The sequence below is a fragment of the Streptomyces brasiliensis genome, assembly GCF_014647875.1.
GTDB classification, from domain to species: Bacteria; Actinomycetota; Actinomycetes; order Streptomycetales; family Streptomycetaceae; genus Streptomyces; species Streptomyces brasiliensis.
Genome location: NZ_BMQA01000017.1, coordinates 135,652 through 150,700 on the forward strand (window position 1 = coordinate 135,652; position 15,049 = coordinate 150,700).

At 69.2% G+C, this 15,049-nt stretch carries 14 protein-coding genes; 13 read left to right on the forward strand and 1 reads right to left on the reverse strand.

Annotated elements, in window-relative coordinates; all coding sequences use genetic code 11:
* The first annotated feature begins 26 nt into the window (after positions 1-26).
* The 12 genes from IEZ19_RS25000 to IEZ19_RS50970 all read left to right on the forward strand — a co-directional run bounded on the left by IEZ19_RS25000 (position 27) and on the right by IEZ19_RS50970 (position 12,419).
* Positions 27-1,829 (forward strand): 3-hydroxyacyl-CoA dehydrogenase family protein, encoded by a 1,803-nt coding sequence (locus IEZ19_RS25000; protein WP_189313530.1) that lies wholly within the window; start codon positions 27-29, stop codon positions 1,827-1,829.
* 136 nt (positions 1,830-1,965) lie between these two features.
* Positions 1,966-2,778 (forward strand): TetR family transcriptional regulator, encoded by an 813-nt coding sequence (locus tag IEZ19_RS25005; RefSeq protein ID WP_189313531.1) that lies wholly within the window; start codon positions 1,966-1,968, stop codon positions 2,776-2,778.
* A 411-nt stretch (positions 2,779-3,189) separates the two neighbouring features.
* Positions 3,190-4,527, forward strand: coding sequence for a crotonyl-CoA carboxylase/reductase (gene ccrA, locus IEZ19_RS25010; RefSeq protein WP_189313559.1), 1,338 nt, complete (start codon positions 3,190-3,192; stop codon positions 4,525-4,527).
* A gap of 9 nt (positions 4,528-4,536) precedes the next feature.
* Positions 4,537-6,594 (forward strand): ethylmalonyl-CoA mutase, encoded by a 2,058-nt coding sequence (locus IEZ19_RS25015; protein ID WP_189313532.1) that lies wholly within the window; start codon positions 4,537-4,539, stop codon positions 6,592-6,594.
* Positions 6,591-7,550 (forward strand): HpcH/HpaI aldolase/citrate lyase family protein, encoded by a 960-nt coding sequence (locus IEZ19_RS25020; protein ID WP_189313533.1) that lies wholly within the window; start codon positions 6,591-6,593, stop codon positions 7,548-7,550. Before IEZ19_RS25015 ends, IEZ19_RS25020 begins: the two co-directional genes overlap by 4 nt.
* Before the next feature lie 5 nt (positions 7,551-7,555).
* Positions 7,556-8,083: a MaoC family dehydratase gene (locus IEZ19_RS25025; RefSeq protein WP_189313534.1), complete on the forward strand. Its 528-nt coding sequence runs from the start codon at positions 7,556-7,558 to the stop codon at positions 8,081-8,083.
* Positions 8,084-9,289, forward strand: coding sequence for an acyl-CoA dehydrogenase family protein (locus IEZ19_RS25030; protein WP_189313535.1), 1,206 nt, complete (start codon positions 8,084-8,086; stop codon positions 9,287-9,289).
* A 170-nt stretch (positions 9,290-9,459) separates the two neighbouring features.
* Complete coding sequence (locus tag IEZ19_RS25035; RefSeq protein ID WP_189313536.1) at positions 9,460-10,116, forward strand: phosphatidylserine decarboxylase; 657 nt, start codon at positions 9,460-9,462, stop codon at positions 10,114-10,116.
* 22 nt (positions 10,117-10,138) lie between these two features.
* Positions 10,139-10,957, forward strand: a complete 819-nt coding sequence (gene pssA, locus IEZ19_RS25040) for a CDP-diacylglycerol--serine O-phosphatidyltransferase (protein WP_189313560.1) — start codon at positions 10,139-10,141, stop codon at positions 10,955-10,957.
* A gap of 368 nt (positions 10,958-11,325) precedes the next feature.
* Positions 11,326-11,886 (forward strand): alpha/beta fold hydrolase, encoded by a 561-nt coding sequence (locus IEZ19_RS50960; protein ID WP_229840707.1) that lies wholly within the window; start codon positions 11,326-11,328, stop codon positions 11,884-11,886.
* A complete protein-coding gene (locus tag IEZ19_RS50965) occupies positions 11,865-12,062 on the forward strand; it encodes a hypothetical protein (protein WP_229840710.1) in 198 nt (65 codons plus the stop codon). Before IEZ19_RS50960 ends, IEZ19_RS50965 begins: the two co-directional genes overlap by 22 nt.
* Before the next feature lie 18 nt (positions 12,063-12,080).
* Complete coding sequence (locus IEZ19_RS50970) at positions 12,081-12,419, forward strand: hypothetical protein (RefSeq protein ID WP_229840711.1); 339 nt, start codon at positions 12,081-12,083, stop codon at positions 12,417-12,419.
* A 7-nt stretch (positions 12,420-12,426) separates the two neighbouring features.
* Here the strand turns inward: IEZ19_RS50970 and IEZ19_RS25050 are convergent, their stop codons facing one another.
* A complete protein-coding gene (locus IEZ19_RS25050) occupies positions 12,427-13,545 on the reverse strand; it encodes a glycerate kinase (RefSeq protein WP_189313561.1) in 1,119 nt (372 codons plus the stop codon).
* 192 nt (positions 13,546-13,737) lie between these two features.
* Between IEZ19_RS25050 and IEZ19_RS25055 the strand changes: the two genes are divergently transcribed.
* Positions 13,738-14,811, forward strand: coding sequence for an ADP-ribosylglycohydrolase family protein (locus tag IEZ19_RS25055; RefSeq protein ID WP_189313537.1), 1,074 nt, complete (start codon positions 13,738-13,740; stop codon positions 14,809-14,811).
* Positions 14,812-15,049 lie beyond the last annotated feature (238 nt).

The following is a 15,049-nucleotide window of genomic DNA, read 5'->3' on the forward strand; positions in this document are numbered from 1 at the left end:
GTCACCCTCATTCCTGGAGTCCCGCGATGGCCACTCCCCTGTCCGACCCCCTGTCCCCGCTCCAGACCATTGCCGTCGTCGGCCTCGGCACGATGGGCACCGGTATCGCCGAGGTCCTCGCGAAGGCCGGCCGCGAGGTCATCGGCATCGACATCAGCGAGGCCGCCACCACCCACGCGACCGCTGCCCTGGAGGCCTCCACCGCCCACGCCGTGGAGCGTGGCCGGCTCACCGAGCAGGAGCGCGCGGACGCCCTCGCCCGGGTGCGCACCGGCACCGATCTGCGAGCCGCGGCCGACGCCGACCTCGTCATCGAGGTGGTCCCGGAGTCGTACGAGATCAAGCACCAGATCTTCCGCGAGCTGGACGGCATCGTGCGCCCGGAGACGATCCTGGCGACCGGCACCAACGCCCTGTCGGTGACCCGGCTGGCCGCGGACTCGGCGCGTCCCGAGCGCGTGCTCGGCCTGCACTTCTTCAACCCGGCGCCGGCGATGCGGCTCGTCGAGGTCGTCTCCTCGGTGCTGACCGCGCCGCAGGCCGTCGCCGCGGTCACCGACCTCGCGCTGGCCCTGGGCAAGGAGCCGGTCGCGGTCGGCGACCGGCCCGGCTTCGTCGCGGACGGGCTGCTGTTCGGCTACCTCAACCAGGCCGCCGCGATGTACGAGGCCAAGTACGCCTCCCGCGAGGACATCGACGCGGCGATGCGGCTGGGCTGCGGTCTGCCGATGGGCCCGCTGGCCCTGCTCGACCTGATCGGAGTCGACACCGCGCGGACGGTCCTGGAGGCCATGTACGCCGAGTCCCGCGACCGGCTGCACGCCCCCGCCCCGATCCTCAAGCAGCTCAGCGAGGCAGGCCTGACCGGCCGCAAGTCGGGCCGAGGCTTCTACACGTACGAGGCGCCCGGCAGCGCCACGGTCGTGCGGGACGCGCTGACCCCACTGGAAGGCGCCTCCCGCACCCCGGGCCGGGAAGTCCGCTCCGTCGGCGTCGCCGGGTCCGGCACCATGGCCTCCGGCATCGTCGAGGTCTTCGCCAAGGCCGGATACGACGTGGTGCTCGCTGCCCGCAGCGAGGAGAAGGCGCGGGCCGCCAAGGCGCGCATCGGCAAGTCACTGGCCCGTTCCGTGGACAAGGGCCGGATGACGGCAGAGGCCGCCGCGCAGACCCTGGACCGGATCACCGCGGCGGGCTCCTACGACGCGTTCGCGGACGTGGACCTGGCCGTCGAGGCGGTCGCCGAGGACCTGGAGATCAAGCAGCAGCTGTTCGCCACCCTGGACAAGGTCTGCAAGCCGGGCGCCGTCCTGGCCACCACGACCTCCTCCCTGCCCGTCGTCGCCTGCGCCCGCGCCACCTCGCGCCCGCAGGACGTCATCGGCATGCACTTCTTCAACCCGGCGCCGGCGATGAAGCTGGTCGAGGTCGTCCGTACGGTGCTGACGGCCGAGGACGTCCACTCGACGGTCCGCGAGGTGTGCGTCAGGATCAAGAAGCACGCGGTCGACTGCGGAGACCGCGCGGGCTTCATCGTGAACGCCCTGCTGTTCCCGTACCTCAACAACGCGATCAAGATGGTGCAGGAGCACTATGCGTCTCTTGACGACATCGACGCGGCGATGAGGCTGGGCGGCGGCTACCCGATGGGCCCCTTCGAACTGCTGGACGTCGTCGGGCTCGACGTCTCCCTGGCGATCGAGAAGGTGCTGCACCGCGAGTTCCGCGACCCGGGTCTCGCGCCCGCGCCGCTCCTGGAGCACCTGGTGGCCGCGGGCTGCCTCGGCCGCAAGACCGGGCGCGGCTTCCGTGAGTATGCCCGCCGCTGACGGCGCCGGCGACTGGTTCACAGGCGACAGGGAGTGGGGCGGACTGCTCGGTCCCACCGGGTATCCCCCGCCCGCCCAGGGCGGGGGATACCCCGGACATGCGCATCCAGCTGCGCACATGCAGTACGTTCGGGGCATGTCCCAGCCCGCCAGGTCCTCACGTACACCAGCCACGCCCGACGCGCCGGAGAGTGCCGCAGGAAGCCGTGCCGCCGCCCAGCGGCTCAAAATGCGGCGAGAACTGGCGGCCGCCGCGATGGAGCTGTTCGCGACCAAGGGGTACGAGGCGACCACCGTCGACGAGATCGCGGCCGCGGCCGGGGTCGCGCGCCGCACCTTCTTCCGTCACTTCCGCTCCAAGGAAGAGGCGATCTTCCCGGACCACGACGACACGTTGATCCGCGCCGAGGCGGTGCTCAACGCCGCCCCCGCGCACGAGCACCCGCTCGACACCGTGTGCCGCGGCATCAAGGAAGTCATGAAGATGTACGCGGGCAGCCCGGAGGTATCGGTGGCCCGCTACAAGCTGACGCGCGAGGTGCCCACCCTCCGCGAGGCCGAGATCGCGTCGGTGGCCCGCTACGAGCGGCTCTTCACCCGCTATCTGCTCGGCCACTTCGACGAGCACGCGCACGACGACGACGCCAACGACGACCCGCTGCTCGCCGAGGTCGCCGCGTCCGCGGTCGTCACCGCCCACAACCACGTCCTGCGGCGCTGGCTGCGGGCCGACGGCAAGGGCGACGTCGAGGCCCAGCTGGACCACGCGTTCGCGATCGTACGCAAGACGTTCGGCACGGGCATCGGCGCCGGACGCAAGGCCGCTCCGCGGACCCCGCCGGCGACCGTGGGCACCCGGGGGGAGGTCCTGGTGACGGTAGCCAGGACCGACGCCCCGCTCGACGACGTCCTGCGCACCATCGAGCAGGCACTCAAGGCACGGTCGTAGCCGGTCGATCCGGAGAAACGGGCAGTTGGTGGCACTGGGTGCCACCGACTGCCCGTTCGTTTGTCGTTCCGACCTGCAAGCTTTGATCGATCATCGCTCATTTGTTACGTAAAGATTTCATCTGAGAGCAAGTTCTGGCACCCAGTGCCTTGCGGCCTGACACACCGTGCCATACGGTGATGTTGTCCGGGCGGCCGGCGTGCAGAGACCTCTCGTACGCCGGCTGTCCCCGCAGCCTCCCGGCTCGCGCGCCCGGACGCCTGCGTCACAGGCAACCTCCCGCGCCACAAAGCGCTGCCGAAGCACCACACGCCGAACCGACGGCACTTCACCACCCACCCTCAGCAGCACCGACGTAACCCTCAGCGCCCCTCCCTCAGGGCGCTCATCGCCGGAGGCAACACCGTGACCGTGAAGGACATCCTGGACGCGATCCAGTCGCCGGACTCGACTCCGGCCGACTTCGCCGCACTGCCGCTCCCCGAGTCGTACCGCGCGATCACCGTGCACAAGGACGAGACGGAGATGTTCGCGGGGATCCCCGCCCGCGACAAGGACCCGCGCAAGTCGCTGCACCTGGACGAGGTGCCGCTGCCCGAGCTGGGCCCGGGCGAGGCCCTGGTGGCCGTCATGGCCTCCTCGGTCAACTACAACTCCGTGTGGACCTCGATCTTCGAGCCGCTGCCGACCTTCGGGTTCCTGGAGCGCTACGGCAAGCTCAGCGAGCTGACCAGGCGGCACGACCTGCCGTACCACATCATCGGCTCCGACCTGGCGGGTGTCGTCCTGCGCACCGGCCCCGGCGTCAACGCCTGGAAGCCCGGTGACGAGGTCGTCGCCCACTGCCTGTCCGTCGAGCTGGAGTCGTCCGACGGGCACAACGACACGATGCTCGACCCAGAACAGCGCATCTGGGGCTTCGAGACCAACTTCGGCGGGCTCGCCGAGATCGCCCTCGTCAAGTCCAACCAGCTGATGCCCAAGCCGGGCCATCTGAGCTGGGAGGAGGCCGCCGCTCCCGGTCTGGTCAACTCGACCGCCTACCGGCAGCTGGTCTCCCGCAACGGCGCCGGCATGAAGCAGGGCGACAACGTGCTCATCTGGGGCGCGAGCGGCGGTCTCGGCTCGTACGCCACGCAGTTCGCACTGGCCGGCGGCGCCACCCCCATCTGTGTGGTCAGCAGCCCGCAGAAGGCGGAGATCTGCCGCGCGATGGGCGCCGAGGCGATCATCGACCGCAACGCCGAGGGCTACAAGTTCTGGAAGGACGAGCACACCCAGGACCCCAAGGAGTGGAAGCGCTTCGGCAAGCGCATCCGCGAACTCACCGGCGGCGAGGACGTCGACATCGTCTTCGAGCACCCCGGCCGCGAGACCTTCGGCGCCTCGGTCTACGTCACACGCAAGGGCGGCACGATCGTCACCTGCGCCTCGACCTCGGGCTACACCCACGAGTACGACAACCGCTACCTGTGGATGTCCCTGAAGCGGATCATCGGCTCACACTTCGCCAACTACCGCGAGGCCTGGGAGGCCAACCGGCTCGTCGCGAAGGGCAAGATCCACCCGACGCTGTCCAGGGTCTACTCCCTGGAGGAGACCGGCCAGGCCGCGTTCGACGTGCACCGCAACCTCCACCAGGGCAAGGTCGGCGTCCTGTGCCTGGCTCCCGGGGAGGGTCTGGGCGTGCGCGACGAGGAACTCCGCGCGAAGCACGCCGACGCCATCAACCGCTTCCGGAACATCTAGAGGTCGTACATGAGTGAGCGTCAGACCACGCCTGCGGCGCAGGCGCAAAGGGAGAGAGAGCGGCCCTGGCTCATGCGTACCTACGCGGGCCACTCCACGGCCGAGGCGTCCAACGAGTTGTACCGGCGCAACCTCGCCAAGGGGCAGACCGGGCTGTCGGTGGCGTTCGATCTGCCGACGCAGACCGGCTACGACCCCGACCACGTCCTCGCCCGCGGTGAGGTCGGCCGGGTCGGCGTGCCCGTCTCGCACCTCGGCGACATGCGCCGGCTGTTCCAGGACATCCCCCTGGAACAGATGAACACCTCGATGACGATCAACGCCACCGCCATGTGGCTGCTGGCGCTCTACCAGGTGGTCGCCGAGGAGCAGGGCGCGGACATCACCAAGCTCCAGGGGACGACCCAGAACGACATCGTCAAGGAGTACCTGTCCCGGGGCACCCATGTGTTCCCGCCGGGGCCCTCGCTCCGTCTGACGACCGACATGATCGCCTACACCGTCTCCCACATCCCCAAGTGGAACCCGATCAACATCTGCAGCTACCACCTGCAGGAGGCCGGGGCCACGCCGGTACAGGAGATCGCCTACGCGATGTCCACCGCGATCGCCGTCCTCGACGCCGTACGCGACAGCGGCCAGGTGCCGCAGGAGCGCATGGGCGACGTGGTCGCGCGGATCTCCTTCTTCGTGAACGCGGGCGTCCGCTTCATCGAGGAGATGTGCAAGATGCGGGCGTTCGGCCGTATCTGGGACAGGATCACGCGTGAGCGGTACGGCATCGAGAACCCCAAGCAGCGCCGCTTCCGGTACGGCGTCCAGGTCAACTCGCTGGGCCTGACCGAGGCCCAGCCGGAGAACAACGTCCAGCGCATCGTGCTCGAGATGCTGGCCGTGACCCTCTCCAAGGACGCACGCGCACGTGCGGTCCAGCTCCCCGCCTGGAACGAGGCGTTGGGTCTGCCCCGGCCCTGGGACCAGCAGTGGTCGCTGCGCATCCAGCAGGTCCTCGCCCATGAGAGCGACCTGCTGGAGTACGAGGACATCTTCGAGGGCTCGCACGTCGTCGAGGCGAAGGTCGCGCAGCTCGTCGAGGAATCACTCGCCGAGATCCAGCGGATCCAGGAGATGGGCGGCGCGATGGCCGCCGTCGAGTCCGGCTACCTCAAGTCGCAGCTCGTCTCCTCGCACGCCGAGCGCCGGGCCCGTATCGAGTCCGGTCAGGAGAAGATCGTGGGCGTCAACGTCTTCGAGACGACCGAGCCCAATCCGTTGACGGCGGATCTGGACACGGCCGTCCAGACGGTCGATCCGGCCGTCGAGGCCCGTGTCGTCGCCGCGCTGCAGACCTGGCGCGACACCCGCTATCAGCCGCCTTTCAACCACCCACGCCCGTGCAAGGCGCTGGAGCGGCTGAAGGAGGCCGCCAAGGGCACCGACAACCTCATGGAGGCCACCCTGGAGTGCGCCCGTGCGGGTGTCACGACCGGCGAGTGGGCCGGGGCCCTGCGCGAGGTGTTCGGCGAGTTCCGGGCGCCGACCGGGGTCTCTTCGGCGCCGGTGGCCGTGCCGGCCGAGGAGGGCTCGGCGATGGCCGGCGTACGCCGCAAGGTGGAACTGACGGCGCGTGACCTGGGCGTCGGAAAGCTGCGCTTCCTGGTCGGCAAGCCGGGCCTGGACGGGCACTCCAACGGCGCCGAGCAGATCGCCGTACGCGCGCGTGACGCCGGGTTCGAGGTGGTCTACCAGGGCATCCGGCTGACACCCGAGCAGATCGTGGACGCGGCCCTCGCCGAGGACGTGCACGCGGTCGGCCTGTCCATCCTCTCCGGCTCGCACGCCCAGCTGGTGCCGGACGTGCTGGAGCGGCTGCGTGTGGCCGGTGCCACAGATATACCGGTGATCGCCGGTGGCATCATCCCGAATGGTGACGCCGAACGACTGAGGGCCGCCGGAGTGGCCGCAGTGTTCACCCCGAAGGACTTCGACATCACCGGGATCATCGGCCGCATCGTCGACGAGATCCGGAAAGCGAACAAGCTCGACCCCCTGGAGGTCCCCGCATGACTGTCAACCGTCTTCGTCCGCGGCGCTCCTGCCTGGCCGTACCGGGCTCGAATCCGCGCTTCCTGGAGAAGGCGCAGGGCCTCCCGGCGGACCAGGTCTTCCTCGACCTCGAGGACGCGTGCGCGCCGCTCGCCAAGCCCGAGGCCCGCCACACCATCGTCAAGTTCCTCAACGAAGGCGACTGGACCGGCAAGACGAGGGTGGTGCGCGTCAACGACTGGACGACCGAGTGGACGTACCGCGACGTCGTGACGGTGGTCGAGGGCGCCGGCCAGAACCTCGACTGCATCATGCTGCCGAAGGTGCAGGACGCCCAGCAGGTCGTCGCTCTCGATCTGCTGTTGACGCAGATCGAGAAGACCATGGGCTTCGAGGTGGGCCGCATCGGCATCGAGGCGCAGATCGAGAACGCCCAGGGCCTCAACAACGTCAATGAGATCGCTCAAGCCTCTCCACGTGTCGAGACGATCATCTTCGGCCCGGCCGACTTCATGGCGTCGATCAACATGAAGTCGCTCGTCGTGGGCGAGCAGCCGCCCGGCTACCCGGCGGACGCCTACCACTACATCCTGATGAAGATCCTGATGGCCGCCCGCGCCAACAACCTCCAGGCGATCGACGGCCCCTACCTGCAGATCCGCAACGTCGACGGCTACCGCGAGGTCGCCCAGCGCGCCGCGGCTCTCGGCTTCGACGGCAAGTGGGTGCTGCACCCGGGGCAGGTCGAGGCGTCCAACGAGATCTTCTCGCCGTCGCAGGAGGACTACGACCACGCCGAGCTGATCCTGGACGCGTACGACTACTACACGTCCGAGGCGGGCGGCAAGAAGGGCTCGGCGATGCTCGGCGACGAGATGATCGACGAGGCCAGCCGCAAGATGGCCCTGGTCGTCTCCGGCAAGGGACGCGCCGCCGGCATGCAGCGCACCAGCACGTTCGAGATCCCGGAGGCCTGAGCGCGATGCAGTTCGGACGCACCTACGAGGAGTTCGAGGTCGGCGCGGTGTACAAGCACTGGCCGGGCAAGACGGTCACGGAGTACGACGACCACCTGTTCTGTCTCCTCACCATGAACCACCACCCGCTCCACATGGACACCAACTATGCGGAGAAGACGACGGACTTCGGCAAGAACGTGGTCGTGGGCAACTACATCTACTCCCTCCTGCTCGGCATGTCCGTCCCGGACGTCTCCGGCAAGGCGATCGCCAACCTGGAGATCGAGTCGCTCAAGCATGTGGCGCCGACCTTCCACGGGGACACGATCTACGGCGAGACGACCGTGCTCGACAAGTGGCCGTCGAAGTCGAAGAACGACCGCGGCATCGTCCACGTCGAGACCAGGGGCTACAAGCAGGACGGCACGCTCGTGTGCGTGTTCCGCCGCAAGGTGATGGTGCCGACCGAGACGTACATCAAGGAGCGCGGCGGCGAGCAGCCCGGCCGCCCGGAGCCGCTGGACACTTCAAAGCGTGAGCAGGAGAAGTAGATGAGCCGCCTCGCCCAGACCGCCGGTCTGACGGACATCCAGCAGGAGATCGTCTCCACCGTCCGCGACTTCGTGGACAAGGAGATCATCCCGGTCGCGACCGAGCTGGAACACCGCGACGAGTACCCGCAGCAGATCGTCGACGGCCTCAAGGAACTCGGCCTGTTCGGGCTGATGATCCCCGAGGAGTACGGCGGCCTGGGCGAGTCTCTCCTCACCTACGCGCTGTGCGTCGAGGAGATCGCCCGCGGCTGGATGTCGGTGTCCGGCATCATCAACACCCACTTCATCGTGGCGTACATGCTCAAGCAGCACGGCACGCAGGAGCAGAAGGACCACTTCCTGTCGCGCATGGCGGCCGGCGACATCCGCGGCGCGTTCTCGATGTCGGAGCCGGGCCTCGGCTCGGACGTCTCGGCCATCACGTCGAAGGCGGTCAAGGAGGGCGACGAGTACGTCCTGACGGGTCAGAAGATGTGGCTGACGAACGGCGGCACGTCGTCCCTGGTGGCCGTCCTGGTCCGCAGTGACGAGGGCCGTCCCGAGGGCACGGCCCCGCACAAGTCGATGACGACCTTCCTGGTGGAGAAGGAGCCCGGCTTCGGAGAGGTCCGCCCGGGTCTGACCATCCCCGGCAAGATCGAGAAGATGGGCTACAAGGGCGTCGACACGACCGAGCTGATCATGGACGGTCTGCGGATTCCGGCCAATCGGGTGCTCGGTGGCACGACCGGCCGAGGTTTTTACCAAATGATGGACGGAGTCGAGGTCGGCCGCGTCAATGTGGCGGCCCGTGGCTGTGGCGTCGCGCAGCGTGCGTTCGAGCTCGGCGTCCAGTACGCCCAGCAGCGTCACACTTTCGGCAAGCCGATCGCCCAGCACCAGGCCATCCAGTTCAAGCTCGCCGAGATGGCCACCAAGGTCGAGGCGGCGCATGCGATGATGGTGAACGCTGCACGCAAAAAGGACTCCGGGGAACGAAACGACCTCGAGGCGGGGATGGCGAAGTACCTCGCCTCCGAGTACTGCAAGGAGGTCGTGGAGGACGCCTTCAGGATCCACGGCGGGTACGGCTTCTCCAAGGAGTACGAGATCGAGCGCCTCTACCGCGAGGCCCCGATGCTGCTGATCGGCGAAGGCACCGCCGAGATCCAGAAAATGATCATCGGGCGCAGGTTGCTCGAAGAGTATCGATTCCAGGGCTGATTGTCCGGGTACGGGGTGTTTTCTTCGAGAAGAAGGTCACACCCCGTAGGCGGTCTTCAGCCGCCGACTCGGCTTCCTGGCTTGCCCAGTTGTAGCCCGCGACCGGTACGATCCCGGGAAAGCCGCCGTCCCCGTTCACCGCGCGGCATCATCCGCTACGAAGGTCATCCATGCCCCACAGCCAAACCTCTGCACCAAGCGACAGCCGAGCAGGCCTACGCCTCGCGCGCGGAGCATCGCCGTGGCTCCTCCCGACCGTCGCCACCGCAGCCCTCAGCCTGGTCCGCGCTCGCCGCTCCGGCGCCGCCAAGGCCGTGGCCGTGCCCGCCACCGCGCTCGCGGCGGGCATGCTGTGGTTCTTCCGCGACCCCGAGCGCGAGATCGCCCGGGGCCGGGTCATCTCGCCCGCCGACGGTGTGGTGCAGAGCATCATGCCGTGGAAGGACGGGCGCACCCGCGTCGCGATCTTCATGAGCCCGCTCAACGTCCACGTGAACCGTGCCCCGCTCTCCGGCGAGGTCACGTCGGTCGAGCACATCCCTGGAGGCTTCGTCCCCGCCTTCAACAAGGAGAGCGAGAACAACGAGCGCGTAGTCTGGCATTTCGACACCGAACTCGGCGACATCGAGATGATCCAGATCGCCGGCGCGGTGGCCCGCCGCATCGTCCCCTACGTCCCGCGGGGCACGAAGGTCGAGCAGGGCGACCGGATCGGTCTGATCCGCTTCGGCTCGCGTGTCGACCTCTATCTGCCCGAGGGCGTGGAGGTCGCGGTCGAGGTCGGCCAGAAGACCGTGGCTGGGGTGACTCGCATTGACCGTGATTGATCCGGAGACTCAGGCGGGCTGGGTGCCCGAGGCCGACGACGCCGACGAAGAGGAGGAGATGCCGCTCTCTCTCCGCCTCTCGATAGCGGACACCCTCACGCTCGGCAACGCCACGTGCGGCTTCATGGCGGTGTACTTCACCACCACCGGCATCCTGATCCCGCACCTCACCGGCGACCAGGAGACCGGCATGGCCCGCCACAGCGCGGCCACGGCGGTCATCCTGATGCTCTGCGCCGCGGTCTTCGACCTGTTCGACGGCCTGGTGGCACGCAAGCTCCGCTCCTCCCCCATGGGCGCGGAACTGGACAACCTCTCGGACCTGATCAGCTTCGGTCTGGCTCCGGCGTACTTCGTCCTCGTGTACGGCATGGTGGCGGACGACGCGCACCAGAGAATGGCGGCGCTGGGGGCGATCGTGGTGCTCCTGGCCGTGGTCCTGCGGCTGGCGCGGTTCTCGTGCGTGACGATCAAGGACGGCATGTTCCAGGGCATGCCCTCGCCCTTCGGCGCGCTGACGGTGGTCTCCATCGTGCTGCTCGAGCTGCCGTTCGTGGCGACGCTGCTGGCGATCCTGGGTACGGCGTGGCTGATGGTGAGCCGGGTGGAGTACCCGAAGCCGCGGGGGCGTCTCGCCGGGGGTGTGCTCGCCTGGATCGTCCTGTCGATGGGGCTGCTGGCGGCGTGGGCCTTCGACGCGCCGAGCGGTCAGCTGCTGCTGCAGACCGGTTGCGCGCTGCAGCTGGTGATGGGCGCGGTGATTCCGCTGTTCGCCACCGCACGACGGGTGAACAACTTCCGCGACAATCGCCGGGAGGCGAGGGCGGCGCAGTTGCCCTGACCCTCGTCACACCGCCGACGGGTGTGGCCCGAGCCTCGAAGGCTCGGGCCACACCCGTTTCGCGTTCAAGGGCGTACGCGGTTTTCCTTTGACCCGTCAACTACCCCTGGTTCGAGCCGGTTTACCGAGAGCGAGGGACGGGAGGACGGTGGAATGGACGTACCCATCAGGGGGATTTGTTCCCATTCGGGGATGGGGATCGCCCCCTCTCACGGATCGGAGGACAGCCATGCCCGGACTCACCCCCAAGGACCACCTCGTCCCGCACATCTCGACCATCCCGGCGAACGAGGGCGACTCCGTGCACCTCTTCGTCCGGGAGTACGACGGCACCCAGGGCAACCAGCCCCGCTCCCCCCCCCGTGCTGATGCTGCACGGCAGGAGCGTGCCGGTGCTCGCCGGGTACGACCTCACCGGCCCCGGAGACGACATCACGTACAGCTGGGCGCGGAAGCTGGCCTCGCACCACTACGACGTGTTCCTCATGGATCTCCAGGGCAACGGCCGGTCCCCGCGTCCGAAGATGGACGAGCCCCGCAACGCCAACCCGGCGCAGCGGAGCGTGCTCACCCCCAACCCCCTGCCAGAGCCGTACACCGGTCCCCCTCTGTACCCTCACCAACTGGGCAGCTCCGGGAGCGAGTGGGCGGAACTTGCCACCGTGATCGCCTTCATCAAGGCGCAACCCAACATGACCACGCCGATCGACTTCATCGGCTGGTCCGCCGCCGGGCCGGTCATGGGGCCGTACACCCTCCAGCACCCCGAGGACGTCAAGAGCCTGTTCCTGCTCGCTCCGATCTTCACGCCGCTGGGCCGGTGGTCGGGGAGCGTCTCGGACCCCTTCGGCCTGCCCCCGAACACGATCCTGCCCGTTTCCCTGCCCCCCGCCGTCTTCGAGTCCCCATGCACGTCAACAGCAAGCTGAACTTCACGAGGGCGTGGGACAGCGAGCAGGGCAGCGTGTTCCAGCGGGATCCCGACATGGTGGGCAGGGCGTGGGCCGCCATGATGGCGAACGACCCCGTCGGCAGCACCTGGGGGCCCCAGCTGTCACCGGGCGTCTTCGAGGGCATCCACCGGTACCGCAACTCCTACTTCTGAGGCTGGAACAACCAGACCGTGCCGTTCGAGAACCCGCCGCACACCCACGTGCTCGGCGACCGGGTGCCCGTGGTCCTCGTCCACGGCGAACTGGACAAGACGGCCAACACCCCCGCGACCATCCCGGTCCCCGACGACCAGCGCTTTTCCGTCCCCGCGCTCTACGCGGCCATCGCCGGACAGCACAAGCTGATGTTCCAGCTGGAGGGCGCGGGACACTCCATGGTCTGGGAGCGCCCCGCCGAGGTCCTGCACGAGATCTCCAAGCACTGGCTCCTGAACAAGTACAAGGTGTGGGGTCTCACGAGCGGCAGCTACTACCGCGACGCGAACGGCGAGCTGATCCCGCTGGACTAGACCGTCCTCAGTGCAGGAAATCCCACCCGATCCGCTCCGCCACCCGCTCCAGGATCGGCCCGGCCTCGGCGATGCACTTCGCCACGTCCGGCTCGGCATCGGTCAGCGGGTAGGCGCGGCGGATCCCGGCCCGGCCCAGTGCCTCCGGCGGCAGGGCGAGGCGGCCGCACACCGCCACGACCTCCTTGCCAGCGGCACGCGCGGCCGCGGCCACCCCAGCCGGTGCCTTCCCGTGCAGTGTCTGCTCGTCCAGTGAGCCCTCGCCCGTGATCACCAGCGACGCCCGTTCCAGCGCGGGCGCGAAGCCCAGGACGTCGAGCATGACCTCGATCCCGGCCCGGAAGCGGGCGCCGAGGAGCAGTGCGCCGTAGCCGATGCCACCGGCCGCACCCGCCCCCGGTGACTCCGCGTACTGCGCCGCACGTGGTCCGACGGCCGTCGCCAGCACCTCCGCGAAGTGCGCCAGCGCCGCGTCCAGCGTTGCGACGTCGTCCGGCGAGGCGCCCTTCTGCGGGCCGTACACCGCCGGCGCGCCCTTCGGCCCGGTCAGCGGATTGTCGACGTCGCTCGCGAGGACGAGATCGACCGAGGAGAGTCGAGGATCGAGGCCGGACAGATCGGCCCGGGCCAGCGACGCCAGCCCGCCGCCCCCCGGCGGCACCGGCTCCCCGTCCGCGTCCAGGAGCCGCGCCCCGAGCGCGGACAGCATCCCGGCCCCACCGTCCGTCGTGGCGCTGCCGCCGACGCCGAACACGATGGTCCGCGCCCCCGCGTCCAGCGCGGCGCGCAGCAGTTCCCCGGAGCCGTACGTCGTCGCCGTGAGCGGCGCGAAGACCCCGGCCGGCAGCCGTTGCAGTCCGCTCGCCTCCGCCATCTCCACGACCGCTGTGTCGCCGCGCAGCGCGAACGCGGCGGTCACCTCCTGGCCGAGTGGCCCCGCGACCCGGACCTCCCGCCGTTCGAACCCGGCGGCCACGGCCGCGGCCACGGTTCCGTCGCCGCCGTCCGCGACCGGCAGCGACTCCACCTCGAGATCCGGCACGACACGGCGCAATCCGGCCGTCACCCGCTCGGCGACCTGCACGGCCGTCAGCGAGCCCTTGAACTTGTCCGCGGCGATGAGCACCCGCCGGGTGCCGTCCACTGCAGCGTCCGCCACTTGCATTCCCCTCGCTCTCCGGGCCCCGCGCACGTCAGGGCCAGTCGCGCCGCTGCGACTTTAACCGCAGCGCACCTCCGTCGTCATGCACCGACCGACCCCCGGGAACCTCCCGGCAACCCCCTGTGCCGAGCCCCCGATAGCGGGTAGACCAACTACATGACCCCTGTGGCCTCCGAGCCGGAGCTCGCCGACCGCATCCTCGGGGGCTGGCTGGGCCGGATCGCGGGCAACATGCTCGGCAAGCCGGTCGAGCAGGGCGACCTGTGGACGCGCGACCGTATCGACCGCTATCTGCGGCAGGCCGCCGCCCTGCCGCTCACCGACTACCTCCCCGAGCCAGCCACCGAGGCCGACGGTCTCGAGCTGCGCCCGGAGTGGCGCCAGTGCGTCCGCGGCCGCATCCACGGCAGCTGCCGCGACGACGACGTGGACTACGCGATCCTCGGCCTGCACCTCCTCGAGACCCACGGCTTCGACTTCAGCACCGAGCAGGTCGGCGACCTGTGGCTGCTGCGCCTGCCGTATCTGCAGACCTTCACGGCGGAGCGGGCGGCTTACCGCAACCTCGCGAACGGGATGAAACCGCCACTGACGGCGACGTACGAGAACCCGTACCAGGAGTGGATCGGCGCCCTGATCCGCGCCGACGTCTACGGCTGGACCCGCCCGGACGACCCGCACCGCGCCGCCGCCCTGGCCCGCCGGGACGCAGTGCTGTCCCACACCGGCAACGGTGTGTACGGGGCGATGTGGGCGGCGGCGCTGGTCTCGGCGGCGTTCACGGCCCCGACCGTGCGGCACGCCGTCGACACGGCGCTCACGGTGGTTCCGGCCAGCAGCCGGCTGGCCCGTACCGTGCGCCGGGTCGTCTCGCTCCACGACACCCGCATGACCTGGGAGGACACCCTGTCCACGGTGTCGGAGGAGACCGCCGGGCTCGGCTGGATCCACACGATCCCGAACGTCGCGGTGCTCACGGCGGGACTGCTGTACGGCGACGGCGACTTCACCCGGACCGTCGCGCTCACCGTCCGCGGCGGCCTCGACACCGACTCCAACGGCGCGACGGCGGGCTCGGTGGCCGGGGTCCTGACCGGTGCCGCCGCCATCCCGGCTCAGTGGAAGGACCCGCTGGAGGACACGGTCCGCAGCGCCGTGTTCGGTTTCGACGGGGTACGGATCAGCGACCTCGCGGAACGCACCCTGCGTCTGGTGGGGGCGGAGGCCTAGCCGACCGGGACGGGCGAGTCCGCGAAGGACTCCGCCGTTACGCCGATACGACCATCCGGCGGTCAGCGCCTTCGAGGTGTCGTACGTGCGACTGGCGATAGAGGAGGCGCCCTGGCTGAGCCTGATCTGTCACTTCGCGGAGCCGGGCAGTGTGTCGGAGGAGCGGCTGCGCAGGCTGGTTACCGGGTTCCTTGCAGAAAGCCCCGGCGTTCACGACTCCGTTGGGAAAGGCGTGATT

Coding starts and splice junctions, on each gene's coding strand:
- IEZ19_RS25020 (WP_189313533.1), top strand. CDS start 6,591: ATGACTGTCAACCGTCTTCGTCCGCGGCGCTCCTGCCTGGCCGTACCG.
- IEZ19_RS25030 (WP_189313535.1), top strand. CDS start 8,084: ATGAGCCGCCTCGCCCAGACCGCCGGTCTGACGGACATCCAGCAGGAG.
- IEZ19_RS25005 (WP_189313531.1), top strand. CDS start 1,966: ATGTCCCAGCCCGCCAGGTCCTCACGTACACCAGCCACGCCCGACGCG.
- IEZ19_RS25000 (WP_189313530.1), top strand. CDS start 27: ATGGCCACTCCCCTGTCCGACCCCCTGTCCCCGCTCCAGACCATTGCC.
- IEZ19_RS25025 (WP_189313534.1), top strand. CDS start 7,556: ATGCAGTTCGGACGCACCTACGAGGAGTTCGAGGTCGGCGCGGTGTAC.
- IEZ19_RS50965 (WP_229840710.1), top strand. CDS start 11,865: ATGCACGTCAACAGCAAGCTGAACTTCACGAGGGCGTGGGACAGCGAG.
- IEZ19_RS25055 (WP_189313537.1), top strand. CDS start 13,738: ATGACCCCTGTGGCCTCCGAGCCGGAGCTCGCCGACCGCATCCTCGGG.
- IEZ19_RS50960 (WP_229840707.1), top strand. CDS start 11,326: ATGCTGCACGGCAGGAGCGTGCCGGTGCTCGCCGGGTACGACCTCACC.
- IEZ19_RS25015 (WP_189313532.1), top strand. CDS start 4,537: ATGAGTGAGCGTCAGACCACGCCTGCGGCGCAGGCGCAAAGGGAGAGA.
- IEZ19_RS25035 (WP_189313536.1), top strand. CDS start 9,460: ATGCCCCACAGCCAAACCTCTGCACCAAGCGACAGCCGAGCAGGCCTA.